This window comes from Janthinobacterium sp. KBS0711, from assembly GCF_000988085.1.
GTDB classification, from domain to species: Bacteria; Pseudomonadota; Gammaproteobacteria; order Burkholderiales; family Burkholderiaceae_D; genus Janthinobacterium; species Janthinobacterium lividum_E.
The window spans coordinates 551,609-570,615 of record NZ_LBCO01000035.1 but is presented as its reverse complement, the minus strand read 5'-3'; the positions used below and the strand labels follow the sequence as shown (position 1 = coordinate 570,615).

Here is a 19,007-nt window from a genome sequence, read left to right as displayed (position 1 = left end):
TCCGCCAGCAAGTATGCAAAATCCATCTAAGCAAATGAGAAATGGTTAGTTCTTTTTATAACGGTTGCATGTGATTATTGCGCCCTATAACTCAAAAATGTAATAAGAAGGGGTTTCTATGTCTGCAGCATCAGCAGCACCGCTCAAGGCGCGCGGAGCGCCGTTTCGGGTCATGCCGGGGTTTAAGCTGTCACTGGGCTTCACGCTCTTTTACCTGGCCCTGATCGTTCTCATCCCGCTGTCGTCGGTGTTCCTGAAGACCTTCACCATGACGTGGGACGCCTTCTTCAGCGCCGTCACGTCCGATCGCGTGATGGCGTCGTACCGCCTGACGTTTGGCGCCTCGCTGATCGCCGCCCTGTTGAACGTGGTGTTTGGCGGCATCCTGGCCTGGGTGCTGGTGCGTTATAAATTCCCCGGCAAGCGCATCATCGATGCGCTCGTCGACTTGCCGTTCGCCTTGCCGACGGCCGTGGCCGGCATCACCCTGACGGCCCTGTATTCGTCGAACGGCTGGTTCGGCCAGTTCATCGAAGGCGTGCTGGGCATCAAGGTGGCGTTCACGCCGCTGGGCGTGGTGGTGGCGCTGACCTTCATCGGCCTGCCCTTCGTCGTGCGTACCGTGCAACCGGTGCTGGAAGACGCGGAAAAGGAACTGGAAGAAGCGGCCGCCAGCCTGGGCGCCAATTCATTGCAAACGTTTATCCGCGTCATCTTCCCCACGATTTTGCCGTCCTTGCTGACGGGCTTTGCGCTGGCCTTCGCCCGCGCCACGGGCGAGTACGGTTCCGTGATCTTTATCGCCGGCAATATGCCGATGGTGTCGGAAATCACGCCGCTATTCATTATTACCAAGCTGGAGCAATACGATTACGCAGGCGCCACGGCCATCGCCGTGGTGATGCTGGTGGTCTCCTTCCTGCTGTTGTTGACGATTAACTTGCTGCAAGCATGGACGCGCGGAAAGGCGAAGAAATCATGAGTACGAATACGACTGCCGCCGCTGGCGTGGACAAGGCGCTGCCGACGGCGCGCCGCTTCGAACCGAATGTCGGCCCCGTTGTGCTGGAACCACTGTGGGTGCGCACGGTCTTGATCACCATCGCCTTGCTGTTCCTGACGGCCTTCCTCATCGTGCCCCTGGTGGCCGTGTTTGCGGAAGCGTTCAAGAAGGGCTGGGAAGCGTACATCGCCGCCATCATCGACCCGGACGCGATTTCTGCGATTAAATTGACCTTGATCACGGCCGCCATCGCCGTGCCGCTGAACCTGGTATTCGGCGTGGCCGCTTCCTGGTGCATCGCCAAGTTCGACTTCCGCGGCAAGAGCATCTTGCTGACCCTGATCGACTTGCCGTTTTCCGTCTCGCCCGTGATTTCCGGCCTGATCTACGTGCTGATGTTTGGCGCCCAGGGCTGGTTCGGCCCGTGGCTGCAGGCGCACGACATCAAGATTCTGTTCGCCGTGCCCGGCATCGTGCTGGCCACCATCTTCATCACCTTCCCGTTCGTGGCGCGCGAACTGATCCCGCTGATGCAGTCGCAGGGCAGCGAAGAGGAAGAGGCCGCCATCGTGCTGGGCGCGTCGGGCTGGAACACTTTCCGCCGGGTCACCTTGCCGAACATCAAGTGGGGTCTGCTGTATGGCGTGATCCTGTGTAATGCGCGCGCCATGGGCGAGTTCGGCGCCGTGTCCGTGGTGTCCGGCCATATCCGCGGCGAAACCAACACCATGCCGCTGCAAGTCGAAATTTTGTACAACGAGTACAACTTTGCCGCCGCATTTGCCGTCGCCTCCCTGCTGGCCCTGCTGGCCTTGGTGACCCTGGCCTTGAAAGCTTTTATTGAGTGGCGTTTGAACGAGAGCGACGCCGACGATTCCGCCTTACGTTCTACGGAGCACTGACATGACCATCGCAGTTAAAAACATCCACAAGCGCTTCGGCGATTTCGTCGCCCTCGACAATATCTCGCTGGACTTTCCCGCCGGCGAACTGACGGCCCTGCTGGGCCCGTCCGGCTGCGGCAAGACCACCTTGCTGCGCATCATCGCCGGTCTGGAACATCCGGACAGCGGGCAAGTGCTGCTGGACGCGGAAGACGCGTCGAATCGCCACGTGCGCGAGCGGCAAGTCGGTTTCGTGTTCCAGCACTATGCGCTGTTCAAGCACATGACCGTGTTTGAAAACGTGGCCTTTGGTTTACGCGTGAAGTCGCGCAGCGAGCGCCCGTCGGAAGACCAGATCCGTCGCAAAGTGAAAGATTTGCTGGAGCTGGTGCAGCTCGATTGGCTGGCCGACCGCTATCCGCCGCAGCTGTCTGGCGGGCAACGCCAGCGTATCGCCCTGGCGCGCGCCCTGGCTGTCGAGCCGCGCGTGCTGCTGCTCGACGAGCCGTTCGGTGCGCTTGACGCCAAGGTGCGCAAGGAATTGCGCCGCTGGCTGCGCCGCCTGCATGACGACTTGCACGTGACCAGCATTTTCGTCACGCATGACCAGGAAGAAGCGCTGGAAGTGGCGGACCAGGTCGTGCTGATGAACAAGGGCACGGTCGAGCAACTCGGTTCCCCCGAGCAAGTCTACAACCACCCGGCTTCGCCCTTCGTGTATGGCTTCCTCGGCAACGTCAACCTGTTCCACGGCCGCGTGCATGACGGCGTGATGGCCACCGGCGACGCCAGCTTCGAAGTACCCGACTATGCGGGCGTGAGCGACAGCAAGGGCACGGCCTATGTGCGTCCGCACGACCTGGAAATCGACCGCTACACGCAGGGCGCGGAAGGCATCGTCGTCAAGCTGAGCCGCGCGCATGCGATCGGCCCGCTGGCCCAGCTGGACTTGCAGCGCGTCGACAATAGCGAACTGATCGAGGCGGTGATGTCGAACGAGCGTTTTACGCATCTGCAGCTGAAAGAGGGCGAGACCCTGGTCGTGCGCCCGAAACGCTTGCACGTGTTCGTTGAACCGACAAGAACCTGAGAGGCTGGAACACTATGAATTTTCAACAATTGCGCTCGATCCGCGAAGCGGCCCGCCGCGGCTATAACCTGACGGAAGTGGCCAACGCCCTGTTCACGTCGCAGCCGGGCGTGAGCCGGCAAATCCGCGAACTGGAAGATGAGCTGGGCGTGGTGATTTTCGAGCGCAACGGCAAGCGCTTGACGGGCTTGACGGAGCCGGGCAAGGGCATCCTGAAGATCGTCGACCGTCTCTTGATCGAGGCGGAAAACCTGCAGCAGGCCAGCCTCGAGTACAGCGGCCAGACCAGCGGGACGCTATCCGTGGCGGCCACGCACACGCAGGCGCGCTATGCGCTGCCGAAAGTGGTGCAGGGCTTCCGCGCCGCCTTCCCCGACGTGCGCATCGCGCTGCAGCAAAGCGCGCCCGAACACATCGCGGAATGGGTGCTGTCGGGCAAGACCGATATCGGCATCGCCACGGAAGGCTTGAGCCAGTTCCCCGACCTCGTGTCGTTCCCGTGCTACCGCTGGAGCCATCTGATCGTCGTGCCGGACGGCCATCCGCTGCTCGATCACTCGCCGATCCGCCTGGAAGACCTGGCGAAATATCCGTTGATTACCTACGACAAGGGTTTCACGGGCCGCGGCCATATCGACGATGCGTTCGCCAAGGCGGGCGTGACGACCGATATCATCCTCACCGCCATGGATTCGGACGTCATCAAGCAGTACGTGGCGCTGGGCCTGGGCGTGGGCATCGTGGCCTCGATGGCCTTCGACCATGGCCGCGATAAGGGCTTGCGGGCCGTGGAAGCGTCGCATCTGTTCGCCACCAACACGACGCGCCTGGCCGTGCGCCGCGGCGCCTACCTGCGCGCCTACGCCTATGAGTTCATCCTGCAACTGGCGCCGGACCTGACGCGTGAAGACATCGACCGCGCCATGGCGGGCGAGGAAGCGCTTTAGGCCATGGCCGCCCGCTGCGCGCGCGTCAGGCTGGCCACGGCGCGCGCGTAGCTATCGCGCACCAGTTCTGCCAGGTAATCTGCAGGGAAGCGCGTTACGTCGACGATGGTCACCCAGTGAAAGCGGCCCATGTAACGGGCCGGTTTGACGCCGGGCATGTCCGTCAGCTCGATAAAGCGCTCGGCGCTGACCCGCAGGCTGAAGCGCCACTGCTCGGGCGCGCTGGTCTTGAAATAGGCAAATTTCTTGCCGCTCACCTCAACCACGAGGATATTCGACGGCGGGCCGTACAGCACGGCTTGCGCGCCGGGCAGGGCCGCGCAAAAATCCTTCAATTCATCAGTTGTCATTCGTCCACCGCCACGAATTGCTGCGTGTTGTGGTCGAAGGCATAGGCCGACCCGGCAGGCGCATCCAGCAGCGCAATAAAACGGTCGTCCACGCTGAGCACGGCGCCCAGCGACACGAGGGCCACGTTGGCGCTGTCGTTCATGTAGTCGTCGCTCTCGTCGTTGGCCGTGAAGCGCCAGCCGCTGTCGCTTTCGTTGTCCGGCTCCTCGCGGTACAGATAGCCGACGGGCGCGCCGTCTTCCAGCACTTTTTTCGTCACGAAGCACAGGCCCGCGTAGCGGTTGACGAGGTTGTCGTCATCGTCGTGCTGCGTATTGATGATGTGGCGCGCATCGAAGGCGATGGGGTCTTTGGCATGCAAATCGGCAATGTAGCCGGGCATGTTGTCGAGCTTGCCGGTGAAGTGCCCATGCGGTTCGACCGTATCGACCAGCACCCACATGCGCTCGGCGCCCGGCGCCTGCGGGTCGTCGCTGTGGAAGGCGAATATCAGCTTGACCACCTCGCCCGGTCGCACCCGGGCAATGGCCTCGGGCGGCGATTTATAGAAGGTGTAGGGGTGGCGCGCCGCCAGTTCGGCGGCGTCGGCCAAGTGCCAGCTGGGCATGGTGGTCCGTCATGGGAGTCGAAGAGCTCCCATGGTAGCTGATTGCCCGCCGGCCTGGCTACTCTCCAGGCCAGTTCAGGCCGCCTTGCGGGCAAACAGCCTGGCCGCCACCAGCACGCCGGCCGCCCCCATGATCCACGCAGCGGTGCTGCCGGAAAAACCGATCAGCGTATTGGCGGCGATCTTGCCCGCTTGCGGCTTGACCAAGGCCATGCGGCGCTGTGTCATCTGCGCGCCCAGCTCGCTCAAGCGCCTTGCTGTCAGCTGCGCTTCCGCTTCCGGCAGGAGCACGGTTTCCTCATCGGCCACATGGTGCAGCACGTCGCGCATCAGTTCCAGCAGCAAGGCGTCATGGCGCGTGGCGGCGGCATCCGTCGCGCGCAATTCGGCGATCAGGCGGCGCATTTCCTGATGCTCGGGCACGCTTTTCTGGCGTACCGCCGCGTCGCCATCGAGCAGGCGCATCTGTGGATAAAAAATTTCCTCTTCCAGGTTCGCATGGATTTCCAGCGCGCTGCAGATAGTTTCGGCCAGCGCTTTCTTGACGGTAGGTTTCTTGCTGGTGGTGTACTGGTGGAAGGCCAGCAGCACGTGGCTGTGGTCGAAACGGATCATGTCGGTGATGGAGGGACTCAATTTGCTTAAAGTCAGCATGGCGTGCTCCGTGATGGATGTCGGCAGGAGCATGCATGATAGGGGGCGGTGTCGGGCCGTCCGGCAGGAAGGATGGCGTTTGTCTGCGCTGGCGCAAGACGGCGCGCGATAACGCCGGCCGGGCTTGCCAGAACGGCGCCTGCACCGGTGTGAATTAACAACACTTCAGTCCAACCCGCCAATCTCCCGGAACAGATGCACGAAGCATGACGCCGCGCAAAGCGGGCTGATGCAATCAATGCATGAGAGCGATTGAAATTTTCAATGACTGAAGATGTTTCTTTTATTGCATTTTGATTTCTTGAATGATATCTTTTGCCCAATCGCAAAGAAATATAACAAAAATATAATCAACATTGTAATTTTTGAAATTGATCAATAGGGGAAATCATGAATATGACTAAACGTGCTGTGCTGGGTCTCTGCCTTGCTGTCTCGGCTTGCCTGGCGCCATTGGCCCAGGCTGCAAGCTGGGTGGAAGTCACCGATCCTGCCATGAGCGGCTTCCTGGTGGGCGGCAAGACCGTCACCTACGGCAGCGTGGCAGCGGACTCGGTCTGGGTCTATGACGGCGCCAACCCGTCCGGCGCGCAAAGTGCGGCCGCCATCAAGAGCCTGGTAAGCAGCAAGTTCGGCCTGCCATCGAGCGGCACCGGCTCGTTGGTCTTTGCCGCCCAGGGCGACTTGGCCAGCAACAAGTCCGGTTCGTTCACCGTCAACTCCAGCTTTGACTACTTGGCCGTGCATTATGGCCGTGGCGAACTGTTGTTCCACTGGGACACGCCGCTGGCCGCCAATACGGTTTTCAGCCTGGGCAACCTGCCGCGTGGCCTGAGCAATTTCCGCGCGTTCAATTCGGTCTCGGCCGTGCCTGAGCCAGCGACCTACGGCATGATGCTGCTGGGCTTGGGCCTGGTCGGTTTTGCCGCGCGCCGCCGCCGCGCCTGAGCTTGCAGCGCCTGCGGGCGCAAGACGTGAAAAAGCCCGGAAACGCGATGCGTTCCGGGCTTTTTGCATGGCAGAGCGTTATTTACCAGCTATAGCCAGCCTTGGCGTAGTAGTAGCGGCCGTTGAAGCCGTTCGGCGCGAAGATGCTGTAGGGCTGGGTGCCGTTGACGTTCAGGTTGCCCGCGCTCGTCACTTGCGCCGGGTAGCGGTTGGTGACGTTGTCGATGCCGGCCACCAGGCGCCAGTTCTTGCCCAGTTTTACGGAGCCGGACACGTCCAGCACCCATTGCGGGTCATACGTCTGGTCCAGCTTGACGTCATTTTGCGGCACGGTGAAGCTGCCGTAGCGCGTCACGACGCCGTGCGCATTCCAGATGCCGAAGCCGTAGTCGGCGGCCAGGCTGAACTTGTCCTTCGGCGACGCCACCGTGATGCGGTCGATGCTCTGGCGGTCGATCAGTTTCAGGTTGTTGGCCGTCAGGATGGCCGGATTGTCGGCGATTTTCTGTACCGTGCTCTTGTTGTGGTTGTACGCCACGGTGAGGTCCAGGCGGTCCTTGTCCTGAAGGTCGATGCGGTAGGTACTGACGATGTCCACGCCTTCCGTGCGCGTGTCGACGGCGTTGGTGAAGTAGCGCGCCGCACCCACGGTCGAGCCTTGCGTTGCCAGCTGGGCCTTGAGCTTGTCGTTCAGCGCCAGGTTGGCCGAGAACAGGATGCGGTTGTCGATGTCGATGCGGTAGGCGTCCACCGTCGTCGTGAAGTTGCGGCTAGGCTGGAACTGCAGGCCCAGGCTGTAGTTGCGGGCTTTTTCCGGCTTCAGATCCTGTGCACCGAGGGCGCGTGCCTGAGGCGTATTCACGGCGAAGGTGCCCGTCTCGATGGCCGTATTGTTGCCGTTGATGACCTGGAAGTTGGTGGTGGTGATGGTGTAGTACTGCTGTGCCAGCGATGGCGCGCGGAAGCCGCTCGACACGGTGCCGCGCAGGGACAGCGCGTCCGTGAACGCATAGCGCGCGGAGCCCTTGGCCGAGGTGGTGCTGCCGAAATCGCTGTAGCGCTCATGGCGCAGGGCCACGCCGCCCGACAGTTTCTTCGTCGCTTCCGCTTCCAGGTTCACATAGATCGACTCGTTGTGGCGCGAATGGCTGCCCGCGTTGACAGGGCGGAAGCCGGCAAAGCCTTGCGAGCCGCCGCCCGTGTACGACGCTGCGTCGCCGGCGCCAATGCTGTACTTTTCATGGCGCGCTTCGGCGCCGACGGCCACCGTCAGCGGGCCGGAAAAGAACGAGACGGGAAACTCGCGCGCCGCATCGAGGTTGAAGACGGTCTGCTCGTTTTTCAGCGAGCCTGCATAGAAATGCGTGGGGCTGTTCGCGCCCAGCGACTGGTTGACCGTATTGTCCAGGTCCAGTTCGAACTTGTTGCTGCCGTAATTGAGGCTGGCATCCCAGCGCCAGCCGGCCGCTTCGCCGCGCAAGCCCGTGACGATCGACTGGTCCGTCAGGGTGCTGTTTTGCAGTGGCAAGAAGCCTTCCGGGAAGATCGGCGTGCGCTGCGAGTACGCCTTGGTGACGGAATCCTGGATCAGGGCCGTGCGCCAGGTGGCGGCGGCGGACGTGTCGCGCTTGCCATAGTTGCCGAAGGCATACCAGTCGATATTGTCGTTGATGCGGTATTCGCTGTTGAGGAAAATCGTTGCCGGCTTGCTTTCCGGGTCGCCATAGCGCTGGTTGACCTTGCCATAGCGCGGTTCCAGCGGATTGCGGAAGTCGGCGCCGGCGCGGTTGGTCGGATCGCGTTCCGCCACTTCGGCCGAGACGCGCACCCAGCCGTCGTCGCCCAGAGCGAAGCCGGCCGAACCCTTGATGGATTTTTGCTTGCCGTCGCGTTCCTGCGTCTGGCCATAGCCCACTTCGATATCGCCGCCGGCCGCGCCTTTTTTCAGGATGATGTTGATCACGCCGGCAATCGCATCGGAACCGTACTGGGCCGCCGCGCCATCGCGCAGCACTTCCACGTGGTCGATGGCGGCCAGCGGGATGGCGTTCAGGTCGACGGGCGCCGAGCCGCGGCCCAGGGAACCGTTGACGTTGACGACGGCCGACGTGTAGCGGCGCTTGCCGTTCACCAGCACCAGGGTCTGGTCCGGCGACAGGCCGCGCAACTGGGCCGGACGCACGGCGTCGCTGGCGTCGGCGCCCGTGGCGCGGGCAAAGTTCAGCGATGGCAGCAGGCGCGCTAGCACGGTGGCCAGTTCGCCCGAACCCGTGCTTTGCAAGTCGCGCGACGTGAGGATGTCGATCGGCGATTCGGAATCGATGGTGCGGCGGTTCTTGGCGAAGGTGCCGGTGACCACGACCGACTGCAATTCGCCTTCGGCCGGCAGTTCTTGCTGCGCTTGCGCCAGCATCGGCAGGCTGAAGCAGGCGATCAGGCTGGCGGCGATAACGGTTTTGACGGGGAGGGCGGGAAGCTGGGAACGGGCGGTGCTTGAACTCATCGACGATATCTCTTCGGTTGGTGGTTGCGCGGACCATGGCGGTCCGATGATGCAATCAGATTAACAGTGGGCACGCGGCGTGCTTACGAATCGTTCTGTCTATCGATATGCAATAAATATCTGAAAGACGTCAACATGGCGCGAGTAGCGCATATAGCCTCGTTTCCAGCATACGACCGCGCAGGGCAAGGCCGCAATGCTGCACAGCAGTAAATTGCCAGCTGTTGCATAAATACGACTATCTGCGATGAGGGGGGAGCCTGGCGGCGGCCTGCGCCGTCAGGAGGGGCGCGCTTACTGCCCCGGATTGGGCAGGCTGGCGTGGATGGCGTCGACGGCCGCCACGAGTTCCGGCGACAGGCTGACTTGATGGGCATCGATATTTTGCTGCAGCTGCGCCACGCTGGTGGCGCCGATGATGGTCGAAGCCACGAACCAGCGCGAGTAGCACCAGGCCAAGGCCAGCTGCGCCGGCGTCAAGCCGTGCGCGCGGGCCAGTGCCGCATACTGGGCGGCTGCTGCTATGGTAGCGGTGCGCACGTAGCGGGGACTCCAGCCGGGCGGGAAAATCGTCAAGCGCCCCCTGGCTTGCGGATCGTCGAGGTATTTCGCCGTCAGCTGGCCGAACGCCAGCGGGCTGTAGGCCAGCAAGCCCACATTTTCCCGGTGGCAGGTTTCGTCGAGCAAGCTCGTCTCGAAATGGCGCGCCGTCAGGTTGTACAGGTTCTGAATGGATACGATGCGCGGCAAGCCTTTCAGCTCGGCCTGCTTGATGTATTCGCATACGCCCCACGACGATTCGTTCGATACGCCGATGTTGCCGATCTTGCCTTCGTCGATCAGCTTGCCCAGCACGGCCAGGGTGTCTTCGATGGCGATCGAGGCGCGTTCCTTGCGCGGGTTGTAGACGCTGGCGCCGAAGATGGGCAGGTTGCGGCTGGGCCAGTGCAACTGGTACAGGTCGATGTGCTCCGTTTGCAGCCGGCGCAGGCTGTCCTCGACGGCGGCGCGGATGTTGACGGCGTCGTGGTCCGTCTTGCCCTTGCGTATCCAGTGCATGCGCGAGTTCGGCCCGGCCACCTTGCTGGCCAGCACGATCTGGCCGCGCTTGCCGCTTTTCTTCAGCCAGCTGCCGATGTAGCGCTCGGTGCTGCCCTGCGTTTGCGCGCTGGCCATCACCGGATACATCTCGGCCGTGTCGATGAAGTTGATGCCCCGTTCCAACGCGTAATCGAGCTGGCTGTGCGCTTCGGCTTCGCTATTCTGTTCGCCGAACGTCATCGTGCCCAGGCAGATCGTGCTCACTTCCAGGCTGCTGGAACCCAGCTTGACCTTGTTGATCATTTCGCCTGCTTGCCGCGCAGCGCGCGGGCGCAATCCTTGATCAGGGCCGGACCCGCGTAAATCAGGCCGCTGTACAGCTGCACCAGCTGCGCGCCCGCCTCGAACTTGGCCAAAGCATCCTTGCCTTGCATGATGCCGCCCACGCCGATGATGGGCAGCGCGTCGCCCAGTTCCGCTTTCAGCAAGCGGATGACATTGTTCGACAGCTCGAACACAGGCGCGCCCGACAGGCCGCCCGCTTCGGCGCCATGTGGCATGCCTTCGACGGCGCTGCGCGACAGGGTCGTGTTGGTGGCGATGACGCCGTCGATCTGGTGGCGCGTGAGCGACTCGGCGATGCTTTTTACCTGTTCGCCATCCATGTCCGGCGCGATTTTCAGGGCCAGCGGCACGTAGCGCTTGTGCTTGTCCGCCAGGCGTGCCTGGGCTTCCTTGAGTTGCGACAGCAGGGCGTCGAGTTCGGACGCGCCCTGCAGCTGGCGCAAATTCTTCGTGTTCGGCGACGAGATGTTCACCGTCACATAGCTGGCGTACGGATAGACTTTTTCCAGGCACAGCAGGTAATCGTCGGCCGCCCGTTCGATGGGCGTGTCGGCGTTCTTGCCGATGTTCAGACCCAGCACACCGGCGCGGTCCTGGTAAAACTTCGACGCCTGCACGTTGGCGACAAAGGCGTCCACGCCGCCATTATTGAAACCCATGCGGTTGATGATGCCCTGTGCCTGCGGCAGGCGGAACATGCGCGGTTTCGGATTGCCCGCCTGCGCGCGCGGCGTGACGGTGCCCACTTCGATGGAACCAAAACCCAGGTCGGCCAGCGCGTCGATATAGGCGCCATCCTTGTCCAGGCCAGCGGCCAGGCCGACCGGGTTGGGGAAGGTGATGCCCATCACCGTGCGCGGGTCCGCCGCCGGTTTGCCGGCCAGTTTCGTCAGGCCCAGCGCGCTGGCGCGTTTCAGGGCGGGCAGGGTGAGATGGTGGGCCGCTTCGGCATCCATCGAAAACAGCAGCGGGCGGGCGAGGGAGTACAGGAATTTTTCAGACATGGGGCGCTTTGAGTAGGTATGCGGGCTGCCGGGAAGGGCTGGCGGCGCGCGAAATAAGTGCCGTATTTTACCGTGTTCCGCGCGGCTGCCGGGTGTATAGTTCTCTTTGGTCCAATGCAACATTGATTCCTTGTTAATTCGCATTCGGCCGTGGACCTTCCTGTTTTTTCTCTGTTCTGTTGACTTCATAAGCGAGACATCGATTGAAAAAGACACGCATCTTGACGGCCATCGCGGCCGCCAGCGCACTGCTGCTGAGCCATCCGGCCCTGGCCATGCCCAATACGCAAGACACCCGCATGCTGAGCGAACCGGCCGTCTCCAGCCGCCACATCGCCTTCATCTATGCGGGCGACGTGTGGCTGTCGAACCTCGATGGCGGCGGCGCGCGGCGCCTGACCTCCGACCTGGGCGACAAGTCCAACCCCGTGTTTTCGCCTGACGGCAGTCTGATCGCGTATAGCGCGAACATCGACGGCAATGTCGACGTGTATGTGATCGCGGCGGCCGGCGGCGTGCCGCGCCGCCTGACCTTCCACCCGGGTGCGGACCTGGCGCAGTCGTTCACGCCCGATGGCCAGTCCGTGATGTTCACCTCGCCCCGCGCCGCCTTCAACAACCGCTTCCAGAAGCTGTTTACGGTGCCCGTGGCGGGCGGCGTGGAAACGCAGCTGGAAATCCCGAACGCGTCGCGCGCCACGTATTCGCCCGATGGCAAGCGCATCGCGTACAACCCCCTGATGCCCGCCTTCAAGCAGTGGAAGCGCTACCGGGGCGGCACCAATTCCTGGCTGTGGCTATTCTCGTCCGCCGACAAGTCGATTGAAAAAATCCCCCAGCCGACGACGCGCTCGAACGACGTCGACCCGATGTGGATAGGCGACACCGTGTACTTCCGCTCGGACCGCAACGGCGAATTCAACCTGTTTGCGTATGACGTGAAAACGAAGGCCGTGCGCCAGCTGACGCGGCACACGGATTTCCCCGTGCTGAACGCGTCGGCCGCGAACGGCACCATCGTCTACGAGCAGGCCGGCTATCTGCACGCGTTCGACATCGCCAGCGGCCAGGCGCACAAGCTGACCATCGGCGTGGCCAGCGACCTGGGGCAGACGCGCCCCCGCTGGGTCAAGAATGCGAAATACATCCGCGACGCGTCGATCTCGCCATCGGGCGCGCGCATCGCCTTCGAGTACCGGGGCGAGATCGTCACCATCCCCGCCGACAAGGGCGACGTGCGCAACCTGACGCAGACGGCCGGCGCCCACGAGCGTACGCCCATCTGGTCGCCCGATGGCCGCTCGGTCGCGTATTTCTCGGACGAGTCGGGCGAGTATGAACTGCATGTGCGGGCGCAGGACGGCAAGGGCGCGGTGCGCAAGTTCAAGCTCAATGGCAGCGGCTTCTATGACAACGCAGTCTGGTCGCCCGACAGCAGGAAGATCGCGTTTGCCGACAATGGCTGGAGCATGTACGTGATCGACGTCGGCACGGGCAAGGTGCAAAAAATAGCCACGGAACCGATGTATGGCGTCGACAAGAGCATGCGCGCCTCGTGGGCGCCCGACTCGCGCTGGCTGGCCTACACGCTCAATTCGCCCACCTACACGCGCAGCGCCTACATCTATTCCGTCGAGCAGAACAAGTCGATGCCCGTGACCGATGGCCTGTCCGACGTGGCCGAACCTGTGTTCGACAAGAGCGGCAAATACCTGTACTTCTTCGCGTCGACGAATGCTGGCCCCAGCAACAACTGGTTCTCGCAGCAGAACGAAGACAACCTGGTGACGCGCACCGTGTGGATGGCCGTGCTGCGGCGCGATTTGCCGTCGCCCCTGATCAAGGAGAGCGACGAGGAAAAGGCCGCCAGCACGGACGCGAAAAAAGAGACGGCGAAGGCGGAAGCGGAGCCGAAGAACGAAGCGAAGATCGATCCGAAGACAGGCCGCGACGACCCGAAAGTGGCCGTGGCGCCGGTGGCGCCGATCAGCATCGATTTCGACGGCATCGCCACGCGCATCGTCGACTTGCCGCTGCCGGCCGCGCAGTTTTCCAGCCTCGCCGCTGGCGCTGCGGGACAGATCTTTTTGCTGCGCGAAAGCGATGGCAAGAAGGCCGTGCAGCGCTTCGACCTGAAGGAGCGCAAGGCGGAAACCGTGGTGGCCGAAGCCGATGATTTCGAAGTCTCCGCCGACGGCAAGAAGCTGCTGTACCGCCAGAAGGATAACTGGGCCATGGGTTCCGCCACGGGCAAGCTGCTGACGCCGGGCGAGGGCAAGATCAAGGTCGACGCCATCGAAGTAAAAGCCGATCCGCGCGCCGAGTGGACGCAGATTTTCAACGAGGTATGGCGCATCAACCGCGATTATTTCTATGACCCGGGCATGCATGGCGTGGACTGGAAAGCCATGCGCGACAAGTACGCCGTGTTCCTGCCCGAACTGTCCAGCCGCGCGGACCTGAACCGCCTGATCCAGTGGATGTGTAGCGAGCTGGCCGTGGGCCATCACCGCGGTGGTGGCGGCGACGATTTTATCGAGGCGAAGAAGGTGCCGGGGGGACTCCTGGGCGCCGATTACGAAGTGAGCGACGGCCATTACCGCTTCAAGAAAGTGTATGGCGGCTTGAACTGGAATCCGGCCCTGCGCGCGCCGCTGACGGAACCGGGCCTGAACGTCAAGGCGGGCGAATACCTGCTGGCCGTCGACAGCCGCCCGCTGGCGCCACCCACGAACTTGTACAGCGCCTTCGAGAACACGGCCGGCAAGGCCATCGACCTGACCGTGGGACCCTCGGCTGACGGCAAGGGCGCGCGCACGATCACCGTCGTGCCCGTGCCGACCGAGGATGCCTTGCGCAACCGCGACTGGATCGAAGGCAATATGCGCAAGGTCAATGCCGCGACCGGCGGCAAGGTGGCCTACGTGTACGTGCCGAATACGGCGGGCCTGGGCCACACCTACTTCAAGCGCTATTTCTTCCCGCAGGCGGACAAGCAGGCCATCATCGTCGACGAGCGTTTCAATGGCGGCGGTAGCGTGGCCGATTACTACATCGAGATCCTGCAGAAGAAGGAAATCGCCTGGTGGACCATGCGCTACGGCGCCGACATGAAGACGCCGTCCGCGTCGATCCAGGGCCCGCGCGCCATGCTGATCGACGAGACGGCCGGCTCGGGCGGCGACCTGCTGCCGTGGATGTTCCGCAAAAATAACATGGGTCCGCTGATCGGCAAGGCCACGTGGGGCGGCCTGGTGGGCATCCTCGGCTTCCCCGTGCTGATGGATGGCGGCAACATCACGGCGCCGAACCTGGCGTTCTGGACGCGTGAAAACGGCTGGGGCGTGGAAAACGAAGGCGTGCCGCCCGATATCGAAGTCGAGCAAACGCCGGCCGACGTCATCGCCGGCCGCGATCCGCAGCTGGAAAAAGCGATTGAAGTGATCCAGGCCGAGCTGGCGAAAAATCCACCCGTGCTGCCCAAGCGTCCGGCGTTTCCGGATAAAAGTAAATAAAAGGCGTAGGTCGGATTAGGCGCGCAGCGCCGTAATCCGACAACATTGTTGGCGCCGCTGGTGTTGTCGGATTACGCGCTTCGCGCCTCGGCGGCCCCGCTAATCCGACCTACATCACAATCCAGTGTCCTTTGATTCTCGCTTCCAGCGGCTTGAAGTTGATTTTATAGGCCATCTTCGGGCTCTGCGCGATCCAGTAGCCGAGATACACATACGGCAGCCCCAGCTCGCGCGCCTGGGCGATCTGCCACAGCACGTTGTAGGTGCCGAACGAGGCGCCGGGCACGTCCGGGTCGAAGAACGTGTAGACGGACGACAGGCCATCGGCCAGCACGTCGATGATGCTGACCATGCGCAGGATGCCGTCGGCGTCGCGAAATTCCACCAGGCGCGTGTTGACCCGGCTTTGCAGCAGGAATTGCGCGTACTGGTCGCGGCTGTCCTGGTCCATGCCGCCGCCCGCGTGGCGCGTGCTCTGGTAGCGCAGGTACAGTTCGTAGTGCTCGTCGAGGAAGGACAGGGTGGCCACGCCCGCCTGCAGGCCGGCGTGCCGACTCCAGGCGCGGCGCTGGTTGCGGTTCGGCGTGAATTCGCCGGCCACCACGCGCACGGGAATGCAGGCCTGGCAGCCGTCGCAATACGGGCGGTAGGTGAAAATACCGCTGCGGCGAAAGCCGTTGCGCACCAGTTCCGAGTACACGTCGCTGTTGATCAGGTGCGAAGGCGTGGCCACCTGCGAGCGGGCCTGGCGGTCGTCCAGGTAGCTGCACGGGTACGGTGCCGTTGTGTAGAACTGCAGGGTGGCAAACGGTAGTTCGTTCAGGTGCGTCATGCTGATCCTGTCTGGTCTGTCCGCGGCGGTGTGCCTTGGGCTATCATAGCTTTTTTACGCCGGTGGCGCAGCATGCCAATCGGTGATTTGCGCTGCTTCAATGGCGATCCGTACATGGGCCAGGAAGCGCGCGCGCGAAATGGGCGCCGCGCCCAGCGAGGCCAGGTGTTTCGTTTCTTGCTGACAGTCAATCATGGCCACGCCGCGCGCCTTCAAGAAGTGCACCAGCTGCGCCAGCGCGATCTTCGAGCCATCCGAGACGCGGGCGAACATTGATTCGCCATAGAACATGCGGCCGATCGACACGCCATACGCGCCGCCCACCAGTTCACCGTCAAGCCACAGTTCCGACGAATGCGCGTAGCCCAGCTTGTGCAAGCCCGTGTAGCCGGCGATGATCTCGTCCGAAATCCAGGTGCCAGGGCCATCCTTGCGCGGCGCCGCGCAGGCGCGCATGACGGCCTCGAAATCGCCGTCGAAGCGCAGCTGCCAGCGGCCATCCGTGGCGGCGCTGCGCTCGACCTTGCGGATCGCCTTGGCCAGGCTGTCGGACACCTTGAAGTCTTCCGTCATCAGCACCATGCGCGGATCGGTGCTCCACCACAGGATGGGCTGGCCTTCGGAAAACCAGGGAAAGATGCCGCGCCGGTAAGCGTCGAGCAGGCGCGCGGGCGACAGGTCGGCGCCGGCCGCCAGCAGGCCGGGCGCCTCGTCGGTCAGGGCGCGCGAGACGTCGGGGAACGGGGTGTGGATGTCGAGCCAGGGAATCATGCGGCGTGGTGGCTTACTCTGCGTCCGCGCGCGCCATCGGGCGCGTGATGTCGCCCGTATGGACGCCGTAGCTGCCGCCTTCGCGGATTTTCACGCGGTCGGCAAAGAACAGTTCCAGGGTGGCGCGAATGGTGGGGAAGGCCAGGTCATCCCAGGGAATCTGCGCTTCCGTAAACAGCTGCACGTCGAGGCTTTCGATGCCGGGCGCGAAATCGAGGTCGCGCAAACGCGCCAGGTAGAACAGGTGCACCTGGTGCACGCGCTGCACGTTCAGCAGCGAAAACAGGGGCCCCAGTTCGATATTCGCGCCCGCTTCCTCCACCGTTTCGCGCTCGGCCGCGTCGGACGTCGTTTCATCGTTTTCCATGAAGCCGGCCGGCAAGGTCCAGTAGCCGAGGCGCGGCTCGATGGCCCGCTTGCACAGCAAGACCTGTAGCTGGCCATCTTCTTCCCACACGGGGATCGAGCCGACCACCATTTTCGGGTTCTGGTAATGGATGGCGTCGCAGTTGGCGCAGACATAGCGGGGACGGTTGTCGCCTTCCGGAATGGAGAGGCTGACAGGATGGGCGCATTCGGAGCAGAATTTCATGGGCAGGCTTAGGATAAGAGATGTCTCGTGTAACGCTTACTGTACACCGATTGCGTGCCGCGTGGCGAGCTGCGCAGGCACGATTGGCTGCCGGTCATGCCACCCGCGTATTCATTAGATTGGTCTATTACGGTTGAATTTAAGATAGCTATTGCCTAAGCCACCCGTTTGCCCTTATAATTCTTGTGCGGGGTGGAGCAGTCTGGCAGCTCGTCGGGCTCATAACCCGAAGGTCACAGGTTCAAATCCTGTCCCCGCAACCAATACCGGAAAGCCGCTGATCCTTGCAAAAGATCAGCGGCTTTTTCCATTCTCAAGCCGCGCATGCAGCTCTTCCAGCCGCCTGCCGCGATTAGCTCCCCGCAGTGCAGCAAACTGGTATATAATTCGCCTGCGGGGTGGAGCAGTCTGGCAGCTCGTCGGGCTCATAACCCGAAGGTCACAGGTTCAAATCCTGTCCCCGCAACCAATTCGAAGCCGCTGGTTCCTCGCAAGAGGGCCAGCGGTTTTTTCGTTGTGGACTCCGTTTACTCCGGCGCCTGGCGCGCATACACGACCAGCCGCAAGTGGCGGTCCGCATCGATGGTCAGTGTGGTGTGTTCATAGGCGACCTGTTCGCCATCGACGTCCAGGCGGCGCACGCCAGCACACGGCGCATGCACGTCGTGGCGGCGCCACCATCGCTTGAATTCGGGCGAGACTTTTTCCAGTTCCTCCACCAGCGCGTGGATGTCCGCTTCCTGCGTGGCGCGCGCGTAGTCGCGGCGAAAGCTCGACAGCATCAGCGGCGCCTGCTCTTCCCAGGCCGTGAAGCGTGAGCGCAGCAGCGGGTCGGTAAACAACAGCCACAGCAGATTGCGGCGCGAGGCGGCATGCGCGCCAAAGCCAAACAGGGCGTCCGCACCCGCATTGAACGCCAACACGTCCCAGCGCAGGTTAAGCACATAGGCGGGATGCGCCAGCTCGTGCATCAAGCGGCGCACCGGCGGCGGCACCACGCAAAACGTCTTGCCTTCTTCGGCCGGCGGGCGCGCATGCGCGAGCAGGAACAGGTGGCGGCGTTCTGCCGCGTCCAGTTTGAGCACTTCGGCCAGCTTGTCGAGAAAGGCGCTCGAGACGCCGATGTCGCGCCCCTGCTCCAGCCACGTGTACCAGGTCAGCCCCACGCCAGCCAGCGCCGCCACTTCTTCGCGGCGCAAGCCCGGTGTCCTGCGCCGTCCGCCGCCGGGTAAACCCACGTCTTCCGGCGACAGCCGCGCGCGCCGCGCCTGCAGGTAGGCGGCCAGTTCGTGGCGGGTGCGTTGCAAGGTGCGCATGGTGCGGTCTTTCCCGTGAGGCTGTTGCTATCAGTAATAGCATAAACAGTTAAATTGTAATTGTTTATATTGTATTCCAGAATGCCTGCTTTCTTCCTGAAAGCTGGCCCATGTCTGACTATTCTTCCTCCCGTGTCGGTCTTCCCGCCACCGTCTACCTGATCGCCATTGGTGCGTTCGCGCTGGGCATGGCGTCGTACGTGACGGCGGGCCTGATGCCGATGATCGCCGGCGCGTTTTCCATCTCGCTGGCGATGGCCGCGCAACTGGTGACGGCGTTTACCCTGGCCTATGGCCTTGGCTCACCGCTGGCCGTGGCCTTGCTGCCGGCGCGCGCGCAGCGCTCGGGCCTCTTGATCGCCTTGGGCGTGTTCGTGCTGGCGAATGGGGCCAGCGCGCTGGCGTCCGGTTTCGGCAGTCTGCTGACATGGCGGGCCATTGCCGGCATCGGTGCCGGTGTCTACCTGGCGCTCGGTATTGCGGCGGCGGCGGGCGTGTCGGCGCCGCAGCAGCGGGGCAAGGCCATCGGCGTGATCATGGGCGGCATGGCGGGCGGCACGGTGCTGGGCGTGCCATTGAGCTTGCTGCTGGCGCAGCAGCTGGG

General features: G+C 62.9%; 17 protein-coding genes and 2 tRNA genes. 9 read left to right on the top strand and 10 right to left on the bottom strand.

Going from position 1 to position 19,007, the window contains the following annotated elements:
• Nucleotides 1–172 precede the first annotated feature (172 nt).
• From cysT to VM94_RS25695, 4 genes are read left to right on the top strand one after another with little or no spacing between them, the layout of a single operon-like run.
• A complete protein-coding gene (gene cysT, locus VM94_RS25710; RefSeq protein ID WP_099408869.1) occupies nt 173–982 on the top strand; it encodes a sulfate ABC transporter permease subunit CysT in 810 nt (269 codons plus the stop codon).
• Nucleotides 979–1,905, top strand: coding sequence for a sulfate ABC transporter permease subunit CysW (gene cysW / locus VM94_RS25705; RefSeq protein WP_034747965.1), 927 nt, complete (start codon nt 979–981; stop codon nt 1,903–1,905). The genes cysT and cysW overlap by 4 nt, the downstream gene beginning before the upstream one ends.
• A gap of 1 nt (nt 1,906) precedes the next feature.
• Nucleotides 1,907–2,977 (top strand): sulfate/molybdate ABC transporter ATP-binding protein, encoded by a 1,071-nt coding sequence (locus tag VM94_RS25700; RefSeq protein WP_034747519.1) that lies wholly within the window; start codon nt 1,907–1,909, stop codon nt 2,975–2,977.
• A 14-nt stretch (nt 2,978–2,991) separates the two neighbouring features.
• Nucleotides 2,992–3,924, top strand: coding sequence for a CysB family HTH-type transcriptional regulator (locus tag VM94_RS25695; RefSeq protein WP_034747522.1), 933 nt, complete (start codon nt 2,992–2,994; stop codon nt 3,922–3,924).
• Here VM94_RS25695 and VM94_RS25690 read toward each other — a convergent pair.
• From VM94_RS25690 to VM94_RS25680, 3 genes are all read right to left on the bottom strand, one after another.
• On the bottom strand, nt 3,921–4,274 hold the full coding sequence (locus tag VM94_RS25690; RefSeq protein ID WP_034747525.1) for an MmcQ/YjbR family DNA-binding protein: 354 nt from the start codon (nt 4,272–4,274) through the stop codon (nt 3,921–3,923). The genes VM94_RS25695 and VM94_RS25690 overlap by 4 nt on opposite strands.
• Nucleotides 4,271–4,882, bottom strand: coding sequence for an immunity protein Imm33 domain-containing protein (locus tag VM94_RS25685; protein WP_046685987.1), 612 nt, complete (start codon nt 4,880–4,882; stop codon nt 4,271–4,273). Before VM94_RS25685 ends, VM94_RS25690 begins: the two co-directional genes overlap by 4 nt.
• A gap of 75 nt (nt 4,883–4,957) precedes the next feature.
• A complete protein-coding gene (locus VM94_RS25680; RefSeq protein ID WP_185982131.1) occupies nt 4,958–5,536 on the bottom strand; it encodes a hemerythrin domain-containing protein in 579 nt (192 codons plus the stop codon).
• Between the two features lie 390 nt (nt 5,537–5,926).
• Here VM94_RS25680 and VM94_RS29270 point away from each other — a divergent pair, with 390 nt between their 5' ends.
• On the top strand, nt 5,927–6,484 hold the full coding sequence (locus tag VM94_RS29270; RefSeq protein WP_082127910.1) for an FxDxF family PEP-CTERM protein: 558 nt from the start codon (nt 5,927–5,929) through the stop codon (nt 6,482–6,484).
• Nucleotides 6,485–6,566: 82 nt separating this feature from the next.
• Here the strand turns inward: VM94_RS29270 and VM94_RS25670 are convergent, their stop codons facing one another.
• From VM94_RS25670 to VM94_RS25660, 3 genes are all read right to left on the bottom strand, one after another.
• Nucleotides 6,567–8,987 (bottom strand): TonB-dependent receptor plug domain-containing protein, encoded by a 2,421-nt coding sequence (locus VM94_RS25670; protein ID WP_046685986.1) that lies wholly within the window; start codon nt 8,985–8,987, stop codon nt 6,567–6,569.
• A 294-nt stretch (nt 8,988–9,281) separates the two neighbouring features.
• Complete coding sequence (locus VM94_RS25665) at nt 9,282–10,328, bottom strand: aldo/keto reductase (RefSeq protein WP_046686272.1); 1,047 nt, start codon at nt 10,326–10,328, stop codon at nt 9,282–9,284.
• On the bottom strand, nt 10,328–11,377 hold the full coding sequence (locus tag VM94_RS25660; protein WP_046685985.1) for a quinone-dependent dihydroorotate dehydrogenase: 1,050 nt from the start codon (nt 11,375–11,377) through the stop codon (nt 10,328–10,330). Before VM94_RS25660 ends, VM94_RS25665 begins: the two co-directional genes overlap by 1 nt.
• A 203-nt stretch (nt 11,378–11,580) precedes the next feature.
• On the opposite strand from VM94_RS25660, the gene VM94_RS25655 reads away from it, so the two are divergent.
• Complete coding sequence (locus VM94_RS25655) at nt 11,581–14,892, top strand: S41 family peptidase (protein ID WP_046685984.1); 3,312 nt, start codon at nt 11,581–11,583, stop codon at nt 14,890–14,892.
• Between the two features lie 109 nt (nt 14,893–15,001).
• On the opposite strand, the gene VM94_RS25650 is transcribed toward VM94_RS25655, so the two are convergent.
• The 3 genes from VM94_RS25650 to VM94_RS25640 are packed head-to-tail and all read right to left on the bottom strand — an operon-like array spanning nt 15,002 to nt 17,087.
• Nucleotides 15,002–15,724: an arginyltransferase gene (locus tag VM94_RS25650; RefSeq protein ID WP_046685983.1), complete on the bottom strand. Its 723-nt coding sequence runs from the start codon at nt 15,722–15,724 to the stop codon at nt 15,002–15,004.
• Nucleotides 15,725–15,778: 54 nt separating this feature from the next.
• Nucleotides 15,779–16,495, bottom strand: coding sequence for a leucyl/phenylalanyl-tRNA--protein transferase (gene aat, locus VM94_RS25645; RefSeq protein WP_046685982.1), 717 nt, complete (start codon nt 16,493–16,495; stop codon nt 15,779–15,781).
• A 13-nt stretch (nt 16,496–16,508) separates the two neighbouring features.
• Nucleotides 16,509–17,087 (bottom strand): NUDIX hydrolase, encoded by a 579-nt coding sequence (locus tag VM94_RS25640; RefSeq protein WP_034747557.1) that lies wholly within the window; start codon nt 17,085–17,087, stop codon nt 16,509–16,511.
• A gap of 186 nt (nt 17,088–17,273) precedes the next feature.
• On the opposite strand from VM94_RS25640, the gene VM94_RS25635 reads away from it, so the two are divergent.
• Nucleotides 17,274–17,350 (top strand) — tRNA-Met (locus VM94_RS25635).
• Between the two features lie 129 nt (nt 17,351–17,479).
• Nucleotides 17,480–17,556, top strand: a tRNA-Met gene (locus VM94_RS25630).
• 58 nt (nt 17,557–17,614) lie between these two features.
• Here the strand turns inward: VM94_RS25630 and VM94_RS25625 are convergent.
• Nucleotides 17,615–18,403, bottom strand: a complete 789-nt coding sequence (locus tag VM94_RS25625; RefSeq protein ID WP_046685981.1) for a helix-turn-helix transcriptional regulator — start codon at nt 18,401–18,403, stop codon at nt 17,615–17,617.
• 110 nt (nt 18,404–18,513) lie between these two features.
• On the opposite strand from VM94_RS25625, the gene VM94_RS28770 reads away from it, so the two are divergent.
• On the top strand, nt 18,514–19,007 hold a 494-nt coding region (locus VM94_RS28770; RefSeq protein WP_200899272.1), incomplete at its 3' end, for an MFS transporter.